Source organism: Duganella radicis (assembly GCF_009720825.1).
GTDB lineage: Bacteria > Pseudomonadota > Gammaproteobacteria > Burkholderiales > Burkholderiaceae_D > Rugamonas > Rugamonas radicis.
In genome coordinates, this window is record NZ_WNKY01000043.1 from 34,064 (window position 1) to 53,026 (window position 18,963).

Here is an 18,963-nt window from a genome sequence, read left to right on the forward strand (position 1 = left end):
CCTTAAGCTTTCTCACACTGGGCGCGCAGGAAGTCGCGCAATTGCAGCACGGTCGGCGTCACCTGCGAGCGGTGCATGCAGATCATGTGCAGCGCAGTGCGTTCGCCCAGCACATCGGGCAGCAGCACTTGCAAACGGCCGGCGCGGATGTCGGCGCTCAGGTCGAGGCGTGATTTGTAGGCGATGCCGTGACCGGCCACCGCCCAGCGCCGTACCACGTCGGCATCGTCCACGCTGCGGTTGCCGTTGACGTGAATAACTTCAGCTTCCGCGTCGGCATCATGGTAAAAACTCCAGCGGTCGTGGATCACGTCGTCCAGCATGAAGCGCAGACAGTTGTGGCGCGCCAGGTCGTCCAGCGCGTTCAGTTTGCCGTGCTGCTTGATGTAGTCCGGCGACGCCACCAGCACGCGGCGGTTTTCCGGCGCCAACGGGAAGGCGATCAGGCTGGAGTCCTCTTGCGCGCCGTAGCGGATGGCGATGTCGACCGGCTGCCGGTACATGTCCGACACGCGGTCGCTGATGCCCAGCTGGAAGCTGACCTTGGGGTACAGCGCCTGGAACGCATCCAGCCAGCCCACCACCATGTTGCGGCCCAGGTCGGACGGCATGGAGATTTTCAGCGTGCCGCCCAGCGTCTCCTTGCCCTGCATCAGCGCATCATGTCCCTCCTGTAGCAGGCGCAGCGCCTCGCGCGCGTGGCGCAGATAGGTTTCGCCCTCCTCCGTCAGCCGCAGCGAGCGCGTGGTGCGGGCGAACAGGCGTATCTTCAACTCCCCTTCCAGCCGCTTGACGGCGGCGCTGGCCAGCGCCGGTGAAATCTCCAGCTCGCGGGCGGCGGCCGACAGACTGCCCCGGTCGGCGGTACGGACGAAGACGGTCAGATCATCCAGTTTCAGCATTTTTTTGAAAGTGTTTCGGCATAAAGCGGCTTTTTCATCACCACGAAATAAATGATGATACGCCCATCCCAACTATTTCGGAGCATTTCATGAAAGCCATCGCCTACGGCCAGTCCCTCCCCATCGAACACGCCGACTCCCTGATCGACGTCGAACTGCCAACGCCGCAGGCCACCGGCCGCGACCTGCTGGTCGAAGTGCGCGCCATTTCGGTTAATCCGGTCGACACCAAGATCCGCCGCAACGTCGCCCCGACCGAAGGCCAGGTCAAGGTGATCGGCTGGGACGCCGCCGGCGTGGTGAAAGCGGTCGGTCCGGACGTGACCCTGTTCAAGCCGGGCGATGAAGTCTGGTACGCCGGCGACCTGACCCGCGCCGGCACCAACAGCGAGCTGCATCTGGTGGACGAGCGCATCGTCGGCCACAAGCCGCAGAACATCGACTTCGCGCAAGCGGCCGCGCTGCCGCTGACCGCCATCACCGCCTGGGAATTATTGTTCGACCGTCTGGAAGTGAGCCGCGACGCCGGCGCCACGCAGGGCAAGTCGCTGCTGGTGATCGGCGCGGCGGGCGGCGTCGGTTCCATCCTGGTGCAGCTGGCGCGCCAGCTGACCGGCCTGACCATCATCGGCACCGCCTCGCGTCCAGAAACCGGCGAGTGGATCAAGCAGCTGGGGGCGCACCACGTGATTGACCACAGCAAGCCGCTGAACGAAGAAATCGCCCGCCTCGGCCTGCCCTCGGTGACGTACGTCGCCGCCCTGAACCAGACCGACCACCACTGGAACGCCATCAGCGACCTGGTGGCGCCGCAAGGCAAGGTGGCGCTGATCGACGATCCGGCCGCGATCGACGTGCGCACGTTGAAACGCAAGAGCGTCTCGCTGCACTGGGAATTCATGTACACCCGCTCGATGTTCCAGACCGACGACATCCAGAAACAGCACCAGTTGCTGAACGATGTCGCCCGGCTGGTGGAAACCGGCGCGGTGAAGACCACGCTGGCCGAGCGCTACGGCAAGATCAACGCCGCCAACCTCAAGCGCGCGCACGCCCTCATCGAGAGCAACACCGCCAAGGGCAAGATCGTGCTCGAAGGTTTCTAACCAGCCCTCGCCGCCGCCGCGGCTGCGGAATCCGCCTCGGCCCGCAGCCGCGCCAGCACCGCGTCGTCATGCCGCGTCAAGGCATCCTGCATGCGGGTGGCCGAGGCGCAGGAGGCATCCAGCACCTCGATCAGCGTCGCCTGCCGGCGCTTCAAGCCGGCCGACTCATGGCCCAGCTGCTCGAACATGCGGCCGATATCGATACAGTAATCGCGCAGCTCCAGCATGGTGCCCTTGGTGAACTCGATATCGGTGCGCATGCTGTGATCGAGATCCAGCATTTCCAGCTTTTCATGCGCCACCGGCGACGCTTCGCGGATGGCCGGCCCCCAGCGGTCAAACTTGCCGGCGATGCGGCGCATGCTGGCGATTTTCTGGTCCAGCATGCGGCAGTAATGCCAGCACAACCACCACACCGGCATGCGCGCCACAAACCGTGGCAAGCCCGCCGTGGCCAGGGTGCGTTCGAGTTTTTGGACAGAGGTGACCAGCCGCCGTGTGCTGGTACCGGTAGGAAATGAGGACATGATAGTAGCTCCGAAGTGGGGTCCAGAGAGCTACGGTAGCCGCCGCATCAAACACCCGGTTTGATGCGGCTTAAACTTCGTGCGGATTTTAGGCTGAAGTCTTGCGCAACATGGCCTTGATGCCGCGCAGGCCCTGGCGGATGCGCGCTTCGTTCTCGATCAGCGCGAAGCGCACATACTCATCCCCGTACTCTCCGAAGCCGATGCCGGGGGAGACGCAAACCTTGGCCTCGGCCAGCAGCAGCTTGGAAAACTCCAGCGAACCGAGGTGGCGGTACGCTTCCGGGATGCGCGCCCAGATGTACATCGAGGCTTTCGGCTTGTCGACCGGCCAGCCCGCTTCGCACAAGCCTTTGTGCAGCACGTCGCGCCGGCTTTGATACTGCGCGCAGATCTCGCTCACGCAGCCCTGGTCGCCTTCCAGCGCGGCGATCGCCGCCACCTGCACCGGCGTGAAGCTGCCGTAATCGTGATAGCTCTTGATGCGCGCCAGCGCCGCCACCAGTTCCTTGTTGCCGACCATGAAGCCAACGCGCCAGCCCGCCATATTGTAGCTCTTGGACAGGGTGAAGAATTCCACCGCCACCTCGCGCGCGCCCGGCACCTGCATGATGGACGGCGCTTTCCAGCCGTCGAACACGATGTCGGCATAAGCCAGGTCGTGCACCACCAGGATGTTGTGCTGCCTGGCCAGCGCCACCACGCGCTCGAAGAATTCCAGCTCCACGCACTGCGCGGTTGGATTCGAGGGGAAGCCGAGGATCATCATCTTCGGTTTCGGATAGCTCTCGCGCACCGCGCGTTCCAGTTCGTCGAAGAAATCGACGCCGGGCGTCATGCGCACCGAACGGATGTTGGCGCCGGCGATCACCGCGCCCCAGATGTGGATCGGGTAGCTGGGATTCGGCACCAGCACGGTGTCGCCCTGGTCCAGCGTGGCCAGCATCAGGTGCGCCAGGCCTTCCTTGGAGCCGATGGTGACGATGGCTTCCGAATCGGGATCGAACTCGACCTCGTAGCGCGTCTTGTACCACTTGGAGATGGCGCGGCGCAGGCGCGGGATACCTTTGGAGGCCGAGTAGCCGTGCGTGTCGGGCCGCTGCACGGTGTCGACCAGTTTGCTCACGATGTGCGGCGGCGTCGCGCCATCCGGATTCCCCATCGACATGTCGATGATATCCTCGCCGCGACGGCGCGCCGCGAGCTTGAGCTCGGCGGTGACATTGAAAACGTATGGGGGTAAGCGATCGATGCGCGCAAAGCTGCGCGGCGATGAAGTGTCAGTCATGAATTGTCCACGTAAGCGCCCGGAACCGTCCGAGCGACGTCGATGCAGGTTGCATCGGGATCGATACTAGACGATCCCGTTCATGTCTGTCCAGTGTTTTAAACGGCGGCGGGTGCCACGATCTGCTTGCAAAAGCAACAAGCTACTTGTATGGCGGAACCTGGATGATGATGGGCGCAGGCGGTGGTTGTGGCGGCGCTTTCGGCACGGCGTTGTTCAGCACAAAAGTCATGACGGTGATGGCGGCGATGCCGGAGCCGACAAACATGCCCACCATCCATTTGATCATGGTGGCAGTCAGGCGTTCCAGATCCTCCTTGGTGACCATGGTGGTTTCAATATGATCGAGCCGCGTTTCTATCTTCGACAGGCGTTCAAGGACGTTGACAAACATTTCGTCATGCTTGTCGAGGCGGACTTCAATCTTATCAAGGCGGGCATCGATATCCATAATGGCTTCATCGTGGCCCCGCGCTCGCGGCTCAGGCAAGCTGAGCCGGTTTGATCTAGCGCAAGGAAGTCAGCGCCGAGGCCAGCACGATGGAGCCGATGGCCAGCCATTGCGTCAGCGTCAGATGCTCGCCCAGCACCACCATGCCGGCCAGCGCGCTCAGCGCCGGCGCCGCGCTGCTGAACATGCTGAAGGTGCGCGACGACAGCGTGCGCATCGACAGCATCTCCAGCGTGTACGGCAGCGCGCTGGACATCACCGCAATCGCCGCGCCGACCAGCAGGAACGATGGCGTCAGCAACACCTCGCCCGCGTGCCACACGCCGATCGGCAAGATGAACACCGACGCCGCCAGCATGCCCCACGCCACCGACTGCCCACCCGACATGGCCGACACCCGCTTGCCGTACACGATGTACAAGGCCCAGCACACCGCCGCCCCTGCCGCATAGGCCACACCCAGCGGATCGAGCTGGTCGACATGGCCATGGATCGGCAGCAGGAAGTACAAGCCTGCCACCGCCAGGCACACCGCCACAACATCGCGCGGCCGATGCGAGGCCAGCACCGCCACCGTCAGCGGCCCCGCCACTTCAATCGCCACCGCCACGCCCATCGGGATGCGGCTGAAAGCGCGGTAGATCAGCAAATTCATCAAGCCGATCACCGAGCCGTAAATGGCGACGTTGGCAGTCTGCTTCCACGTCAGCGGCGTACGCCACGGACGAAACATCAGCAGCATCACCAGCGCCGAGATGCCGACGCGATACGCCGTCACGCCCTCCACGCCCACCTTGGGGAACAGGTGTTTGGCGATCGCCGCGCCCACGTTCAGCGAAAGCTGGCTGCACAACAGGGCCAGCCCGGCCAGCCATGGGTTGCCGGGAGCGTGATCTTTTTCCTGGCCCATTTTATTTCGCCGACAGTTCCAGCTTCAACGCCACCGGTTTGCCTGCGCCGCCGTCCGCGCCAGCCGGGGCCGTTGCGCTGGCCGTCGCCGCCGACACGCCAGCATCCTTCAACACCGCCAGCACCGCCGCCGCGCGCTGCGCGCCCAGTTGCGGCAAGGCGTCCTTGGCCAATGGCTGATTCTGCTCCAGCCGTGCTTGCAGGCCGTCGTAGAAGGCTGTGGCGTCCGCCACCTGCGGCTCGCCCTGTACCATCTTGCCGAGGCGTTGCAGCACCGGCAGTTTTTTCGTCGCAGCGTCCTCGGCGCCACTCCCGCCACCAGCGGTTTCAGCGGCCTTCTTCTGCTTGTCCAGCTCGGCCGCGCCAAAGCGTTCAGCGTACAGATCGCGCAACGCACCGCGTATTTTGCGCTGGCCGATGTCCAGCGGCCCCGGCGCTTCGCCGGCGGCCAGTTTGATGTCGGCACGGGCCAGCACCGCGCGGCGCAAGGCTTGCGCGCGCAGGGCCGCACCATCGGCGGCCTCGCTGTAGACGGCGGGCACGGCCAGCCTCAGCTCCGGCTTCCTGGCGAGTATCTTGGCGATCTGTTGCAGCTTCTCGCGTTCGGGCGGCAGCACCACATCGCTGCCGGCGTCGAACTCCACGGCTTCCAGCTTGTCGCCGCTGACGCCGAACAGATTGCCCAGCGCACGGAACGGCGCCGTCACTACCTTGCTCATGATGTTGCCCAGCGCCTTCCACACCACCGCGCCGTAGCTGAAGCTCGGATCATTCATATTGCCCGACACTGGAATGCCCAGATCGATGCGGCCGTTGCTGTCCTTGAGGATGGCCAGCGCCAGCTCCAGCGGCAGCTTGAGCGCGTCCGGACTGTCGATACGCTCACCCAGCGTCAGGTTGTCCAGCACCACCTGGTTATTGCCCTCCAGCTGGTTGTTGCGGACCTTGTATTGCAGGTCCAGCGAGATCTTGCCTTCGGCGATTTTGTAGCCGGCGAACTTCATGCTGTACGGCGAGGCCGACACCATATCGACGTTCTTGAAGATCACGTTGAGGTCGGTGTTATCGGCCGGCACGAAGGGATTCAGCTGGCCGCGCACGCGGGCCAGGCCGTAATCATCGACGCGGCCATCCAGCTCGATCTGGCTGCGTGCATCGCGCTTGGACGACAGGCCGGTGACGACGCCATTCAGCTCATAAATCTTGGCGGCGAATTGGGGACGCAGGCTCAGGTCGGTGAAGTCCAGCTTGGCGTTCTGCACGCGCACGCGGCGCATGCGGATCGGGAATGGTTCGCTCGCAGGCGCGGCGGCTGGCGCCGCTGGGGTCGCGACCGGCGCTTGCTGCTGCACCAGCAAGCGCTGGGCGTTGAAACTGCGATCGTTTTCGATGATCAGGATGGCATTAGGCTCGACGATGCGCAGCTCGGCCACGTCCAGCAGGTCGGGCTTGAGACTGAGTGCCAGCGTGTCGGCACGCACCGATTTCCAGTGGGCGAAGCGGTCGTTGTCTTCTTCGTTGAGCGACAGTTCGGCCACTTCGAACGCGCCATCGTAGCGCAGGGCGGGATCGGCCTTGCTGCCGCCGGCGCCGGTGCGCAGGCGGCCTTGGGCATTGATCGCGCCATCGGCGATTTTCAGCTTGACGTATTTGGCCAGCAGCGGCTGCACCGGCGCCAACGCCAGCTTGCTCAGCTTCAGTTCCGTATCGACCGCGCCGGTGGATGGCACCACCTTGCCCTTGGCCACCAGTTGCCCACCTTCGCGCAGACCGACGCTGCCATCAAAGGCCAGCGGCTTTTTCAGATCGGTGCCGGCGTCGCGCACTTTCAGGTTGAAGTCTTGCAGATTGACTTTGATGCCGGTGCTGGCGTCATCGTAGCGCGCACCGAATTTGTTCAGCTCGACGGATTTCACCTCGGCCACCCAAGCCGCATCACTATCCGTCCGCGCCGGCGCTGCGCCGGCGGCCACAGGCGGCTTCGCGCCCGCTGCCGACTTGGCCGGCGCTGCGGCAGGAGCGGCCTTGGCGGCAGGCGCGCCCGCGCCGCTGCCTGGCAACGCCGCCATGAACAGGAACTGCCCCTTGGCGTCGCGCGACAGATCGAGCTGACCGCCATCCGCATACAAGCGTCCCACGCTGGCCTTGCGCGCCGCCAGATCCAGCGATGCCTCATCAAAACCAATGCGCGACAACTTGAGCGGCGCCAGCGAACCGCTATTCATCGCCACGTTATCCATGGAGAACGAACCGCCATCCAGCATCAGCTTCGAGCCATCCAGCAGCAGGCCCAGCTTCAACTGCGCCTTGTCGGCGCTGACCTTGAGCACCGGGCTGACCGTTTCATCCACATAGCTGAGCGCCACCGAGTCCAGCCCGATCTGCTTGAACTGTACCTTCCAGCCGGCCTCCTTCGCCGCCGGCGCGGCAGCCTGCGAGCCGGCGGAAGCGCCGGACGTGGCCGCCGGCCTGCCGGGAGCGGGCGCGGCAGCTGGCGCCGGCAACATCAGGCCCGCCACATCCAGCTCGCCACGCGCATCGCGCCGCACGGCCAGCGCGCCGCCGTTCAACTGCAAGCCGCCCACCTGAACCGACCGCTTCAGCAAATCCACCCCCACATCGCTGACCGCCAACTGCTTGAACTGCACAAAAGGCGCATCAATCCCGCGCCGCAGCGACAGCGCATTCAAACTCAAGCCAGCACCAGCCAGGCTGGCATCCAGCTTGCCATCCTTGTAGGCAAACTTGTACGGCAACTGCGCCGACAACTTGCCATCCGCCACCACAATCCGCGAGAACGACTTGAGATACGCCGCCATGCCCGGCAAGGACACATTCTCCAGCGTCAGCAAGCCGCTGCCGCCGATCGGATTCACCGACGCCACGCCCTTCCAGCGCAGCTTGCCGCCCAGGCCGGCATCCGCGCTCAGGGTGTAGTCGCCATTCTCATCCGGCAGCGTGCTCAGGTTATTCAGCGCAAAGGTGATCGGCGCGAAGGTATCGTTGTAGCCGGCATGCTGGTCATGCATCGCCACCTTGCCGCCATCGAGCACAAAATGCTCGATCACCAGGCGCGGCATGCCGCTATCGGGCTCATCCTTCTTGTGCTTGTCGAGGGTCGCCAGAAACTCGGCGATATTGAACTTGCCATCCTTGGCAATCGCCAGTTGCACGGCAGGCTCGGTGATGCGGATCTCGGCGAAGCTGAACGCGCGGCGGAACAGCGAGCGCCACTGCATCTCCACCGCCAGTCCGCCCACGGCGAACAACGGCGCATCGTTGGCCTCGGTCAGGCGCACATCCTGCGCCTCCAGCCGCAGCGTAAACGGATTGAACGAGAGCGCGCCGATGCTGGCCTTGCGCTCCAGTTCAGTCTGGGCATACTTCGGAAGCTGGCTCTTGATCACACTGGGCACCAGCCAGAAGCCTGCCACCGCGTACACCCCGACCGCGCTTGCCGCGCCGATCGCCCATCGCTTCCATCGTATCGTCATACCTTGCCAACCTTTGCTTTTTTTATGTTACAGGCAACAGTATAATCGAATGATGAATGCGCAACTTGAACCCTTCCACGCCATTGCCATCAGCAAGCTGGCGCACGCCCTGAAAGCCCAGGGCCGATCGATCATCCACATGGAATTTGGCCAGCCGTCCACCGGCGCGCCGAAAACCGCCATCGCCAAGGCCCACGCCGTGCTCGACGCCGAAAGCATGGGCTATTGGGAAAGCGCGCCGCTCAAGGAACGCCTCGCGCGGTTTTATCAGGAACGCTATGGCGTGCAGGTGTCGGCCGACCAGTTCGTGCTGACCTGCGGCGCCTCGCCGGCGCTGGTGCTGGCGCTGAGCTCGATGTTCGCGCCGGGCGACCGCATCGCCATGGCGCGCCCCGGCTACGTGGCCTATCGCAACACGCTGAAAGCGCTGCACATGACGCCGGTGGAAATCGCCTGCGGCGCGGAGGTCGGCTTCCAGCTGACGGCCGCCGCGCTGGCCGCCGTCGAACCGGCGCCGCAAGGCGTCATCATCGCCAGCCCGGCCAACCCGACCGGCACCCTGATCAAGGCCGAAGAACTGCAAGCCATCGTCGACGTGTGCCGCACGCGCGGCATCCGCATCATCTCGGACGAGATCTACCACGGCCTGAGCTACGTGGAACCGGCGCAAACCATCCTCGCCTACGAACCGCAGGCCCAGGTGGTCAGCAGCTTCTCCAAGTATTTCAGCATGGCGGGCTGGCGCCTGGGCTGGCTGCTGGCGCCGCCTGACCACATCGAACGCGCGCAAGCCTACTGCGGCAACCTGTTCCTGACCGCGCCGTCGCTGAGCCAGCACGCCGGGCTGGCCGCCTTCGATGCGCTGGATGAGCTGGACGGCCACCTCAGCGTCTACCGCGAAAACCGCCGCCTGCTGCTGGCCGCGCTGCCGGAACTGGGCCTGACCACGGTGGCGCCGCCGGATGGCGCGTTCTACATCTACGCCAGCATCGCCCATCTGACCGACGACAGCCTGGGCTTCTGCAAGCGCCTGCTGGAAGATACGGGCATAGCCAGTGCGCCCGGCATCGATTTCGATCCGGTCGACGGCAAGCACTTCATCCGTTTCAGCTTTGCGGTGTCGACAGCGGAAATCGCCGAAGCGATCCGCCGCATGAAGCCGTGGTTTGCGGCACAGCCGCGCCGCTAGCTATTGCTCGGTCATGCCGCGCAGATTTTCAATATCGGCGACGGCATGGCGCCAGGCGATTTCCGGATCGTAGACCGGCGCCGATTGCAGGCCCAGCTGTATGTCCTTGAGCACTTTATTGCCGAGGGAGATCTTGTAGCGCAGCGCCGTGTATTCAACGTCGTAGGTTTTTTTCAACCCCTGGCTGCGCGTGTAAGTGTCGTGAGAGGCAGGCATATATCCTCCTTATTCAGAGCGTACGCCTAGCATAGCACTAACTCAAATCTCAGGCATTTTCGCAATCAGTTTGTCCAGCGTGATGGGATAGTCGCGCACCCGCACCCCGGTGGCGTGGTAGATGGCATTGGCCACCGCCGCCGCCACGCCACAGATGCCCAGCTCGCCCACGCCCTTGGCTTTCATCGGTGAAGAGACCGGGTCGGTTTCATCGAGAAAGATCACCTCCTGATGCGGAATGTCGGCATGCACCGGCACCTCGTAGCCGGCCAGGTCGTGATTGACGAAGAAGCCGGCACGCCGGTCCACCACCAGATCCTCCATCAAGGCCGCGCCCACCCCCATGGTCATGGCGCCGATCACCTGGCTGCGCGCCGACTTGGGATTGAGGATGCGCCCCGCCGCGCACACCGCCAGCATGCGGCGCACGCGCGTCTCGCCGGTGGCGGCATCGACGCCCACCTCAACGAAATGCGCGCCAAAGGTCGATTGCTGGAATTTCTTGTCGAGGTCGCCGTACTCCATCGCATCCTCGCCCACCAGCTCGCCATTGGCGGCGGCTTGCGTCAGCGGGAAACTGCGGCCCTCGGCCCGCACCTCGCCATGCGCGAACTCGGCCAGCACGGGGTCGAGGCCCAGCTTCTGCGCCGCCAGCTCGCGCAGCTTGACGCAGGCCGCGTACACCCCCGCCGTCGAACTATTGCCGCCCCACTGCCCGCCCGAGCCGGCCGAAATCGGAAAATCCGAATCGCCCAGCCTGACCACCACCTGCTTGAGCGGCACGCCCATCATCTCGGCCGCCGTCTGCGCGATGATGGTGTAGCTGCCGGTGCCGATGTCGGTCATGTCGGTTTCCACCGTGACCGTGCCCTGCGCATCCAGCCGCACCCGCGCGGCCGACTTCTGCACCAGATTGTTGCGGAAAGCCGAGGCCATGCCGATGCCGATCAGCCAGCGGCCGTCGCGCGTTTTGCCCGGCTGCGGATTGCGCTTGTCCCAGCCGAAGCGCTGCGCGCCCAGCCGCAAACAATCGACAAAGCGGCGCGTGGAAAACTTGCGGTCGCGCTGGGCCGGATCGACCGTGGTGTCGTTGATGATGCGGAAGGTGATCGGGTCCATCTTCAACTTTTCCGCCATTTCGTCGATGGCGATTTCCAGCGCCATCAGGCCCGGCGCCTCGCCCGGCGCGCGCATGGCGTTACCCTCGGGCAGATCGAGCACGGCCAGCCGCATTTTGGTCATGCGGTGCGGGCCGGCATACAACAGCTGGGTTTGCTGCACGGCGGTTTCCGGCTTGCCGTCCGGCAGATCGCCGGACCAGCTTTCATGCGCGATGGCGCTGATCTTGCCTTCGCGGCTGGCGCCGATGCGGATGCGCTGGATGGTGGCCGGACGGTGCGTGGTGTTGTTCATCATCAGTGGCCGCTGCAAGGCCACCTTGACCGGCCTGCCCGCGGCCTTCGCGCCCAGCGCCGCCAGCAAGGCCTCCGAACGCAGGAACAGCTTGCCGCCAAAACCGCCGCCGATGTAGGGCGAAACCAGGCGCACGTTTTCCGGCGGGATGCCCAGCGTCTTCGCCATGTCGCCCTTGCTCCAGTTGATCATTTGGTTGGAGGTCCACAGCGTCAGCTTGTCGCCCTGCCATGCCGCCAGCGAGGCGTGTGGCTCCATCATGGCGTGCGTCTGGTCGGGCGTGGTGTAGCTGGCGTCCAGCCGCACCGGCGCGGCGTTGAACGCGGTGTTGAAATCGCCGACCTGCTTGTCCTGGTTTTCCTTCTCCTTGGGCTGTTTGGCGGATTCCCTCGCCTTGGCCAGATCGTAGGCGCCCTGTTCCTTGCTGTACTGGACGCGCACCAGCTGCGCCGCCGCGCGCGCCTGCTCGAACGTTTCCGCCACCACCAGCGCTATCGCCTGATGATAGTGCTGAATCTCCGGCCCGCCCAGCAGCTTGGCGGTATTGAACTTGCCCTTGCCCAGCTTGCCCGCGCTGTCAGCCGTCACCACGGTGAGCACGCCGGGCGCGCGCCGGGCGTCGTTGATATCCATGGAGACGATGCGGCCCTTGGCGATGCCTGCGCCGACCACATAGCCGTAAGCCGCTTCACGCTCATACGCATAGGGCGCGGTGCCGGTGGTTTTGTATGGCCCGTCGATGCGGTCGGTCGCGTGGCCGATGACTTTCAGCTGATCGATGGGATTGGTGGTGGCAGGCGTGGTGAATTTCATCTCGTCAGCCTTTCTTTGCTTCGCTCAAAACGGAGACCAGGGCACGCTGCACCAGCGATACCTTGAACGCACTTTCCGCGCTGGGTTTGGCGCCCACCAGCAGGCGTTCGGCCACCGCTTGCGGGCCGTGCACCATGCTGGCATCGGCCGCCGGCGTACGCCACGGCTTGTGCGCCACGCCCCCCAGCGCCACGCGGCCGCTGCCGTCCGGCAGCACAATCGCCGCCACCGAAATCAAGGCGAAGGCATACGAGGAGCGGTCGCGCACCTTGCGATAGATGTGCACGCCGCCGGCCGGCCTCGGCAGAGTGACGGCGGTGATCAGCTCGCCTTGCGCCAGCGCGTGCTCGATGTGCGGCGTGTTGCCGGGCAGGCGGTGAAAGTCGGCGATGGGAATCGTGCGCGTGGCGCCGTCGGGCTTGACCGTTTCCACCGTCGCATCCAGCAACGCCATCGCCACCGCCATGTCGCTGGGATTGGTGGCGATGCAGGCCTCGCTGGCGCCGAGGATGGCGTGGTTGCGGCTGTAGCCGCCAATGGCAGAGCAGCCACTTCCCGGCTGACGCTTGTTGCAAGGCTGGTTAGTGTCGTAGAAGTATGGACAGCGCGTGCGTTGCAGCAGGTTGCCGCCGGTGGTGGCCTTGTTGCGCAACTGCGCCGAAGCGCCGGCCAGCAAGGCGCGCGACAGCACGGCGTAATCCTTGCGCACGCGCGCATCGGCAGCCAGATCGGTGTTGCGCACCAGCGCGCCGACGCGCAGGCCGCCGCCGGACGTGGCTTCGATCTTGTCGAGCGCGAGGCCGTTCACGTCGATCAGATGCTGTGGCGTTTCGATCTCCAGCTTCATGAGATCGAGCAGATTGGTGCCGCCGGCGATGAAGCGCGCGCCGGGCGTGCGCGCGGCGGCGGCAGCGGCTTCCGCGGGCGATTGCGCGCGCTGATAGGTGAAGGCCCTCATCCCGCCACCTCGATCATCGCATCGAGGATATTGGAGTACGCGCCACATCGACAGATATTGCCGCTCATGCGCTCGCGCAGTTCGGCGGCGTTGAGCAGCGGCCTGGCGTTGAGGTCGCCGGTGACGTGGCTGGGGATGCCTTGCTTGATTTCATCCAGCACTGCCACGGCGGAACAGATCTGCCCGGGCGTACAGTAGCCGCACTGGTAGCCGTCGTGCTTGATGAAGGCCGCCTGCATGGGATGCAGCTTGTCCGGCGTGCCCAGGCCTTCGATGGTGGTGACCTTGTCGCCGTCGTGCATGACGGCCAGCGTCAGGCAGGAATTGATGCGGCGCCCGTTCACCATCACCGTGCAGGCGCCGCACTGGCCGTGATCGCAGCCCTTCTTGGTGCCGGTGAGATGCAGATGTTCACGCAAAGCATCGAGCAGCGTGGTCCGCGTATCGAGTTCCAGCGCATGCTGCTTGCCGTTGACTTGCAAGGAGAGTTTGGCCGGGGTGGGCGGTGGCGTGGGCGGCTGCGCCTCGGCCACCAGAGGCATGGCCGTCGAGGTAGCCGACAGCGCGCCGGCAATCAACAAATTACGCCGAGAAACGTTAAGCTCATCCATACGCCACACCCTCCCGCCTTTTAGGTAGAGCCAAGTGTAAATGCGATACGGATTCAGGTTAAACACCATTGACCAAGGTCATTGCCAGCCTCGGTGACCAGTTCAAAATGGCCGGATGGAGACGCCCACCGAAAAAGCCTATGTTGATGCCAGGCTGGAAACCGTCATCGAGAAGGTGAACGGTGAAATCAGGGCACAACAAATCTCAAACAACGCCCGCTTCGACAAGCTTGAGCAAGCCTTGGCGTTCGGATTTCAATCAATGCGGGACGAGGTCAATCTCAAGCTTGCGCAGAACGAGGCGCAGCTCCAGAAAATTGCAAACGAGGTGACTAAAAGCCAGAGCGAGATAGTGAAAAGCCAGAGCGGCATTATCAAATGGGTAGTGGGCGCCATGTTCACCAGCTCAGCCCTCACGATCTCGACCGTGTCCTTCCTGCTGAGCCAATCCGCGCCCAGGAATAACGCTCCCATCGTCATCTATGCGCAACCAACACCACCGGCAGCGCCCGCGAAAGCGCAGCCATGAAGCACCTTCGTCCGTGCCGCCATCACGCTCATGTCAGCCATGCGTCGATCAAGGCCCGGCCCGCCAGGCCCAGTTCGGCGCCGTGACGTTGCGTGTCTTCGCGCAAGCGGTGCAGATCGACACCGGCCTGCTGCAACTCCACCGCGTGGCCGGTCAGCCACTGCTCCAGCGCCGCCGGGTCAAATTCGGCGTGGAACTGAATCCCCAGCGCATGGTCGCCGACCAGGAAAGCCTGGCACGGCGTGCCCTGCGTCCAGGCGATCGACGGTATCCCTTCCGGCAGGCGGATGTTATCGCCATGCCAGTGCAGCACCGGCACGCCACGCAGATGCGCGAGCGGCCCCGCATACTCGCACACCTCCACCGGCGACCAGCCGATCTCCTTGCCGGCCGCACGGCCCTGCACCTCGCCGCCCAGCGCCACCGCCATCAACTGCGCGCCCAGGCAAACGCCCAGCGTCGGCTTTTTCAACTGCAAGCGCAGCTTGATACCGGCAATCTCGTCGGCCAGCCATGGATACAGGCTGGCGTCATTCACGCCGACCGGTCCGCCCAGCACCACCACCAGATCGGCCTGGCACCACTGCGCCGCCGTCAGCGGCGTGCCGGCATGCTGATACCGGATGTGATAGCCGCGCGCCTCCAGCGGCGCGGCAAACGTCCCCAAATCCTCAAACCCGACATGATAAAGCGCGATGCAGTTCATAAATCACCATAAGTAGGAGTCCTAATTAACTACATCATACTTCAAAACTGGCGCCGCTGCCACGCAGCAGCGCCGGGGGCACAGTGATTACTTGGTCATCTCGGTCTGAAGCGCGGCAATGATGGTTTCGGCATACGCTTTCGGGAACGCGACGATGGCATCTTCTTCCCCGCCAAAGCCCTGCTGGCGGATCACGATTTCGCCGCGCACATTGGTGTAGATCGCAATCGCATCGACCTGCTGCACCACGATGCTCTTTTGCTTTTCCGGATTCCAATCCCAATCGTTTGCCATCATGCCCTCTCAAAAGTGTTGAGTAAGCATGATACCTTGATCGGAGGAAGCGGAAAAGCGCTTGACCTTTTACCTACCAGAAGGTAGGCTACTCGCATGGGAAAATTATCCACCACCTCAGAAGACATCCTGGCCTGCGCGCACAAGCTCATTATTGCTGGCGGCTACAACGGCTTCAGTTACGCTGACATCGCAGATGTGGTCGGCATTCGCAAGGCCAGCATTCACCACCACTTCCCCAGCAAGGCCGATCTGGCGACGGTACTGGTCAGGCGTTATCGCGAGTCGGCGGAAAACGGCATCAAAAACCTGGAACATGGCATTCCCCATCCGATGGACCAACTGCGTGCCTACGTCCAGTACTGGGAAACCTGCATCACCGACGCCAGCGCGCCGTTCTGTGTTTGCGCTTTGCTGGCCAGCGAACTGCCTATCCTGCCGGATGAAGTGGCGCAGGAAATCCGTGCCTATTTCAGCTTCCTGTCGGGATGGCTGACCTCGGTGCTGGAACGCGGCGTGCAGCGCGGTGTCATCACGCTGCGCGACTCAGCGCGGGTTGAAGCGGAAGCGTTCATGGCCACCGTTCATGGCGCCATGCTGTCGGCGCGGGCTTACGGCAATGCCGGCATCTTTGGCGTCATCATGGCGCCGCAACTGAAACGTCTCTCGGCCAAAAGCTGAGATTTTTTTAACCGCAAAACCTACCAATTAGTAGGTAGGTATTTTAAGGACGATATCATGACCCATCCTCTCGCCGCCAACGAAAGCTGGCTGAAGAAATACTACTTTGCCCGCGCGGCCTTTTCCTTCGCCTGGCTAGCCGCCGCGGTGACGGTGGCGGCACATTCCAGCGGCATCGCCGCGGCGCTGCTGGTCTGCTATCCGCTCTGGGATGCGCTCGCCAATCTGGTCGACGCCACGCGCAGCGGTGGCCTGGCCAGCAATCGGCCGCAAGCGATCAACGTTCTCGTCAGTCTGGGAATTGCAGTGGCTGTACTGATTGCCCTGCCCGCGATGCACCACGTGTTGGGCGTGTTCGGCTTCTGGGCCATCCTGTCCGGCCTGCTGCAACTGAGCGCGGGCCTGCGCCGCCGAAAACAGTACGGCGCCCAATGGGCGATGATGCTGAGCGGAGCGCAATCGGCTCTGGCAGGCGCCGTCTTCGTTTTCCAGGCGCAGGCGCCTGCCGTGCCATCCATCGCCACCGTCGCCGGCTACGCTGGCTTCGGCGGATTTTACTTCCTGGTGTCAGCAATATCGCTGAGTATCGCGGCGTGGCGGCAGCCGGCCGGGCATCTATAAAGCGGTAACGATGGACCGGCCATCGAGACCGGGCGCGTAATAGCGCTGGCCCTCAGGCGTGGCAACCAACTGCCGGGTCGAACGATGCAGCCGCCGCGTGTCCAGCGCCTTTCCAGCGAGGCGATGTGGCGACTGACGTTGGGCTGGCCGATACCCTGCTCGCCCATCTGGCGTCGCTGATTCCGATGGGCCGGATTGGACGGCGGGCTGCGCCAGATTTAACCTCGCGCACGATTGCAAAAAAACAAGAAGTTATTGTAGCATTGACTTTTCGTCACTACTCATTCTCGATAAACATGACACTTTCCTACGATCCAAACCGTCTGCTCGATGAGCTACAGTGCCGGCTAAATGCAAAAAATGATGCGGCGCTGGCGCGCGCGCTGGAAGTGCAGCCACCGCTACTCAGCAAGATTCGCCATCGCCGCATGCCTGTAGGTAGCGGACTGCTGCTGAGAGCGCACGAGGCCACCGGCCTCAGCATCAGAACGCTACAGGACCTGCTCGGCGATCGGCGCAGAAAATATCGCATCTCGGAGACCGATGGAAAGCCAGACAAGATGGCCGGGCGCACAGCAATTCGCACGGGGGCGGAGCTCCGTGACGGAATGCTCCGGTAGGCACAATAAAAACCCGCTATTGGCGGTTTTTTTATGGCGGCAGCGGTGAGATTCGAACTCACCGAGCGAAGTGTCAGCTCCGAGCGAAGTGTCAGCTCTGTCATTTGGACACGTACACGCAACGTTTGAGGAAGATCAAAGCGATAAGCGGATGCCTTGCTTGGGCTACGAGCCGGAATTCAGGACACGGGCTGAGCCGTTGACGGATGATTAGGTGAGGAACGCGCGCCCTCGGCGCGCGAGGCTGCCGCACAGCGGCAGCAGTCGGGCGATTCGGAGCGGGATGGCCCGGTAGGGCCATGCCCTTCGAATCTCACACGCAAGGCCCGCAGGGGCCTTGCTCGTTTCCGCCAAGAAATAAATAAAAAACCGCCTCATGGGCGGTTTGTTCATTTATTTCCTGACGAAAACGGTGTAATGCATATAGCTAGAATTCATGCGGGTTTTAAGCCTTCGCGACAGATCCATACCTACTTTCGTACCCACATACCGAAATTGACTTCAACTCGCCGCCTTCGGCCGCTCAGATTCGGTTTTCTCAAAAACCCGGCATAGCTTGCCCCGCTGGCACATATGGTAGTCCTTCGCCGATAGGGATGATTTCTCGGATACCTTCTCCCATGTACTCAACCATGAAATCCGTAAGCCGTTGTTGATGTTTATCAATTAACAACGCAGGTTGCAAGGGTGGCTTTGTGCTCAAAAGCAAAGGATGAGCATACGGCCAGACTGTGCGCATGCCCCACCTATACCCCTTGGCCGCAACGGTATAGGGATCAAGCTCAGGTAATGATACTACCTGGATCAAAAACATTCCTAGGTGTATTGTTGTAGCCTGAAATTTCCCGACTTCTGTCACATAGCTGCGATGTGCCTTCGATCTTGACGGAATTGCTTGAGGCGCTAGACCTATCCAAATCGCAACAGTACTAGGAATTGCTCTATTTTCCTTAAATGCTTTTCGCTCCTCCGCAGTGAAGTCCACAGTAAGTGGATGGTCAAATTCGAACACCATCGTTGTCATTAGTGCCCATTCAGCTATCAATCTGATATTTGAGCCGAAGTCAGGCCAACCGCCGAGCAATGCCTCAGTGATTAATCCCTTGCTTCGTTTTTGAAGCACAGACATCCAATTATTATTGCACTGCGCGCAGACCACTCTAAGTTTGCTGGAACCAGGATGACCAGAAACCGTTTTGGTCCTAACGTAAGAGTCTCCCGGCCCCTCCGTCAAATGGTTCGGAAACCATGTCGTCTTATGCTTGTGGTTGATATAGCCTGGCTCCAAGGGCAATGGGCCTTCCATCCATTCCGCGTACTTGTGCTCTCGCGTAAGCTCGCCATACTTTCCGCAAAAAATACAGTTACTATGCGAAGCCTTGTACCCCTTCTGGCGCCCTACTTTTTCTCCGCTCTCCACGCCGCTCTCCTCTTTGTGGGCAAATCGACTGGTTTTATCTTCGGACATAGTTTCCGTCCCCGGATGTATAACATACATCCTAGCTCTTTGAATCGCCCCGGGTTTGAAGGAGGCTCCAACATTTGAGAAAATGGAGCCACCATGAAAAAATCAGTCCGATATTCCCCCGAAGTGATGGAGCGCGCCGTGCGCATGGTCCAGGAGGCCGGCAGCGA

The 18,963-nt window shown here is 62.6% G+C and carries 19 protein-coding genes; 6 read left to right on the top strand and 13 right to left on the bottom strand.

All coding sequences use genetic code 11. The features are described from left to right. Positions 1-2: 2 nt before the first annotated feature. Entirely contained in the window at positions 3-902 is a 900-nt protein-coding gene (locus GM676_RS25490; protein WP_155467011.1) for a LysR family transcriptional regulator, read from the bottom strand. Between the two features lie 89 nt (positions 903-991). On the opposite strand from GM676_RS25490, the gene GM676_RS25495 reads away from it, so the two are divergent. Next, positions 992-2,008 carry a zinc-binding alcohol dehydrogenase family protein gene (locus tag GM676_RS25495; RefSeq protein WP_155467012.1) on the top strand — a complete coding sequence of 339 codons (1,017 nt, stop codon included), beginning with the start codon at positions 992-994 and terminating at the stop codon, positions 2,006-2,008. Here GM676_RS25495 and GM676_RS25500 read toward each other — a convergent pair. The 5 genes from GM676_RS25500 to GM676_RS25520 form a co-directional block, all read right to left on the bottom strand. Further along, positions 2,005-2,535: a hypothetical protein gene (locus tag GM676_RS25500; protein ID WP_155467013.1), complete on the bottom strand. Its 531-nt coding sequence runs from the start codon at positions 2,533-2,535 to the stop codon at positions 2,005-2,007. The two genes, GM676_RS25495 and GM676_RS25500, sit on opposite strands and share 4 nt — an antisense overlap. A gap of 88 nt (positions 2,536-2,623) precedes the next feature. Next, a complete protein-coding gene (gene alaC, locus GM676_RS25505; protein ID WP_155467014.1) occupies positions 2,624-3,823 on the bottom strand; it encodes an alanine transaminase in 1,200 nt (399 codons plus the stop codon). A gap of 142 nt (positions 3,824-3,965) precedes the next feature. Then, positions 3,966-4,274: a hypothetical protein gene (locus tag GM676_RS25510; RefSeq protein ID WP_155467015.1), complete on the bottom strand. Its 309-nt coding sequence runs from the start codon at positions 4,272-4,274 to the stop codon at positions 3,966-3,968. Positions 4,275-4,329: 55 nt separating this feature from the next. Further along, positions 4,330-5,184, bottom strand: coding sequence for an EamA family transporter (locus GM676_RS25515; protein WP_155467016.1), 855 nt, complete (start codon positions 5,182-5,184; stop codon positions 4,330-4,332). A 1-nt stretch (position 5,185) separates the two neighbouring features. Continuing rightward, complete coding sequence (locus GM676_RS25520; protein WP_155467017.1) at positions 5,186-8,677, bottom strand: DUF748 domain-containing protein; 3,492 nt, start codon at positions 8,675-8,677, stop codon at positions 5,186-5,188. A 49-nt stretch (positions 8,678-8,726) separates the two neighbouring features. Between GM676_RS25520 and GM676_RS25525 the strand changes: the two genes are divergently transcribed. Further along, positions 8,727-9,866: a pyridoxal phosphate-dependent aminotransferase gene (locus GM676_RS25525; protein ID WP_229262859.1), complete on the top strand. Its 1,140-nt coding sequence runs from the start codon at positions 8,727-8,729 to the stop codon at positions 9,864-9,866. On the opposite strand, the gene GM676_RS25530 is transcribed toward GM676_RS25525, so the two are convergent. From GM676_RS25530 to paoA, 4 genes are read right to left on the bottom strand one after another with little or no spacing between them, the layout of a single operon-like run. Beyond that, complete coding sequence (locus GM676_RS25530) at positions 9,867-10,082, bottom strand: hypothetical protein (protein ID WP_155467018.1); 216 nt, start codon at positions 10,080-10,082, stop codon at positions 9,867-9,869. Between the two features lie 42 nt (positions 10,083-10,124). Continuing rightward, on the bottom strand, positions 10,125-12,308 hold the full coding sequence (paoC, locus tag GM676_RS25535) for an aldehyde oxidoreductase molybdenum-binding subunit PaoC (protein ID WP_155467019.1): 2,184 nt from the start codon (positions 12,306-12,308) through the stop codon (positions 10,125-10,127). A gap of 4 nt (positions 12,309-12,312) precedes the next feature. Then, positions 12,313-13,266 carry an FAD binding domain-containing protein gene (locus GM676_RS25540; RefSeq protein WP_155467020.1) on the bottom strand — a complete coding sequence of 318 codons (954 nt, stop codon included), beginning with the start codon at positions 13,264-13,266 and terminating at the stop codon, positions 12,313-12,315. Next, on the bottom strand, positions 13,263-13,877 hold the full coding sequence (paoA, locus tag GM676_RS25545) for an aldehyde dehydrogenase iron-sulfur subunit PaoA (protein WP_155467021.1): 615 nt from the start codon (positions 13,875-13,877) through the stop codon (positions 13,263-13,265). Before paoA ends, GM676_RS25540 begins: the two co-directional genes overlap by 4 nt. Before the next feature lie 115 nt (positions 13,878-13,992). Here paoA and GM676_RS25550 point away from each other — a divergent pair, with 115 nt between their 5' ends. Next, positions 13,993-14,406, top strand: coding sequence for a hypothetical protein (locus GM676_RS25550; RefSeq protein WP_155467022.1), 414 nt, complete (start codon positions 13,993-13,995; stop codon positions 14,404-14,406). Between the two features lie 28 nt (positions 14,407-14,434). Here GM676_RS25550 and GM676_RS25555 read toward each other — a convergent pair whose 3' ends face one another. Both GM676_RS25555 and GM676_RS25560 read right to left on the bottom strand, forming a co-directional pair. After that, a complete protein-coding gene (locus tag GM676_RS25555) occupies positions 14,435-15,112 on the bottom strand; it encodes a glutamine amidotransferase (protein ID WP_155467023.1) in 678 nt (225 codons plus the stop codon). 87 nt (positions 15,113-15,199) lie between these two features. After that, on the bottom strand, positions 15,200-15,409 hold the full coding sequence (locus tag GM676_RS25560; RefSeq protein ID WP_155467024.1) for a hypothetical protein: 210 nt from the start codon (positions 15,407-15,409) through the stop codon (positions 15,200-15,202). Between the two features lie 93 nt (positions 15,410-15,502). Between GM676_RS25560 and GM676_RS25565 the strand changes: the two genes are divergently transcribed. From GM676_RS25565 to GM676_RS25575, 3 genes are all read left to right on the top strand, one after another. Further along, positions 15,503-16,087 carry a TetR/AcrR family transcriptional regulator gene (locus GM676_RS25565; RefSeq protein WP_155467025.1) on the top strand — a complete coding sequence of 195 codons (585 nt, stop codon included), beginning with the start codon at positions 15,503-15,505 and terminating at the stop codon, positions 16,085-16,087. Between the two features lie 57 nt (positions 16,088-16,144). Continuing rightward, complete coding sequence (locus tag GM676_RS25570; RefSeq protein WP_155467026.1) at positions 16,145-16,708, top strand: DUF308 domain-containing protein; 564 nt, start codon at positions 16,145-16,147, stop codon at positions 16,706-16,708. Positions 16,709-17,004: 296 nt separating this feature from the next. Further along, positions 17,005-17,328: a hypothetical protein gene (locus GM676_RS25575; RefSeq protein ID WP_229262862.1), complete on the top strand. Its 324-nt coding sequence runs from the start codon at positions 17,005-17,007 to the stop codon at positions 17,326-17,328. A gap of 538 nt (positions 17,329-17,866) precedes the next feature. Here the strand turns inward: GM676_RS25575 and GM676_RS25580 are convergent. After that, positions 17,867-18,796 carry a hypothetical protein gene (locus tag GM676_RS25580; protein ID WP_155467027.1) on the bottom strand — a complete coding sequence of 310 codons (930 nt, stop codon included), beginning with the start codon at positions 18,794-18,796 and terminating at the stop codon, positions 17,867-17,869. Positions 18,797-18,963: the final 167 nt, after the last annotated feature.

Coding starts and splice junctions, on each gene's coding strand:
- GM676_RS25520 (WP_155467017.1), bottom strand. CDS start 8,677: ATGACGATACGATGGAAGCGATGGGCGATCGGCGCGGCAAGCGCGGTC.
- GM676_RS25515 (WP_155467016.1), bottom strand. CDS start 5,184: ATGGGCCAGGAAAAAGATCACGCTCCCGGCAACCCATGGCTGGCCGGG.
- GM676_RS25490 (WP_155467011.1), bottom strand. CDS start 902: ATGCTGAAACTGGATGATCTGACCGTCTTCGTCCGTACCGCCGACCGG.
- GM676_RS25525 (WP_229262859.1), top strand. CDS start 8,727: ATGATGAATGCGCAACTTGAACCCTTCCACGCCATTGCCATCAGCAAG.
- paoC (WP_155467019.1), bottom strand. CDS start 12,308: ATGAAATTCACCACGCCTGCCACCACCAATCCCATCGATCAGCTGAAA.
- GM676_RS25500 (WP_155467013.1), bottom strand. CDS start 2,535: ATGTCCTCATTTCCTACCGGTACCAGCACACGGCGGCTGGTCACCTCT.
- GM676_RS25570 (WP_155467026.1), top strand. CDS start 16,145: ATGACCCATCCTCTCGCCGCCAACGAAAGCTGGCTGAAGAAATACTAC.
- GM676_RS25555 (WP_155467023.1), bottom strand. CDS start 15,112: ATGAACTGCATCGCGCTTTATCATGTCGGGTTTGAGGATTTGGGGACG.
- alaC (WP_155467014.1), bottom strand. CDS start 3,823: ATGACTGACACTTCATCGCCGCGCAGCTTTGCGCGCATCGATCGCTTA.
- GM676_RS25550 (WP_155467022.1), top strand. CDS start 13,993: ATGGAGACGCCCACCGAAAAAGCCTATGTTGATGCCAGGCTGGAAACC.
- paoA (WP_155467021.1), bottom strand. CDS start 13,877: ATGGATGAGCTTAACGTTTCTCGGCGTAATTTGTTGATTGCCGGCGCG.
- GM676_RS25560 (WP_155467024.1), bottom strand. CDS start 15,409: ATGATGGCAAACGATTGGGATTGGAATCCGGAAAAGCAAAAGAGCATC.
- GM676_RS25565 (WP_155467025.1), top strand. CDS start 15,503: ATGGGAAAATTATCCACCACCTCAGAAGACATCCTGGCCTGCGCGCAC.
- GM676_RS25575 (WP_229262862.1), top strand. CDS start 17,005: ATGACACTTTCCTACGATCCAAACCGTCTGCTCGATGAGCTACAGTGC.
- GM676_RS25510 (WP_155467015.1), bottom strand. CDS start 4,274: ATGGATATCGATGCCCGCCTTGATAAGATTGAAGTCCGCCTCGACAAG.
- GM676_RS25540 (WP_155467020.1), bottom strand. CDS start 13,266: ATGAGGGCCTTCACCTATCAGCGCGCGCAATCGCCCGCGGAAGCCGCT.
- GM676_RS25580 (WP_155467027.1), bottom strand. CDS start 18,796: ATGTCCGAAGATAAAACCAGTCGATTTGCCCACAAAGAGGAGAGCGGC.
- GM676_RS25495 (WP_155467012.1), top strand. CDS start 992: ATGAAAGCCATCGCCTACGGCCAGTCCCTCCCCATCGAACACGCCGAC.
- GM676_RS25530 (WP_155467018.1), bottom strand. CDS start 10,082: ATGCCTGCCTCTCACGACACTTACACGCGCAGCCAGGGGTTGAAAAAA.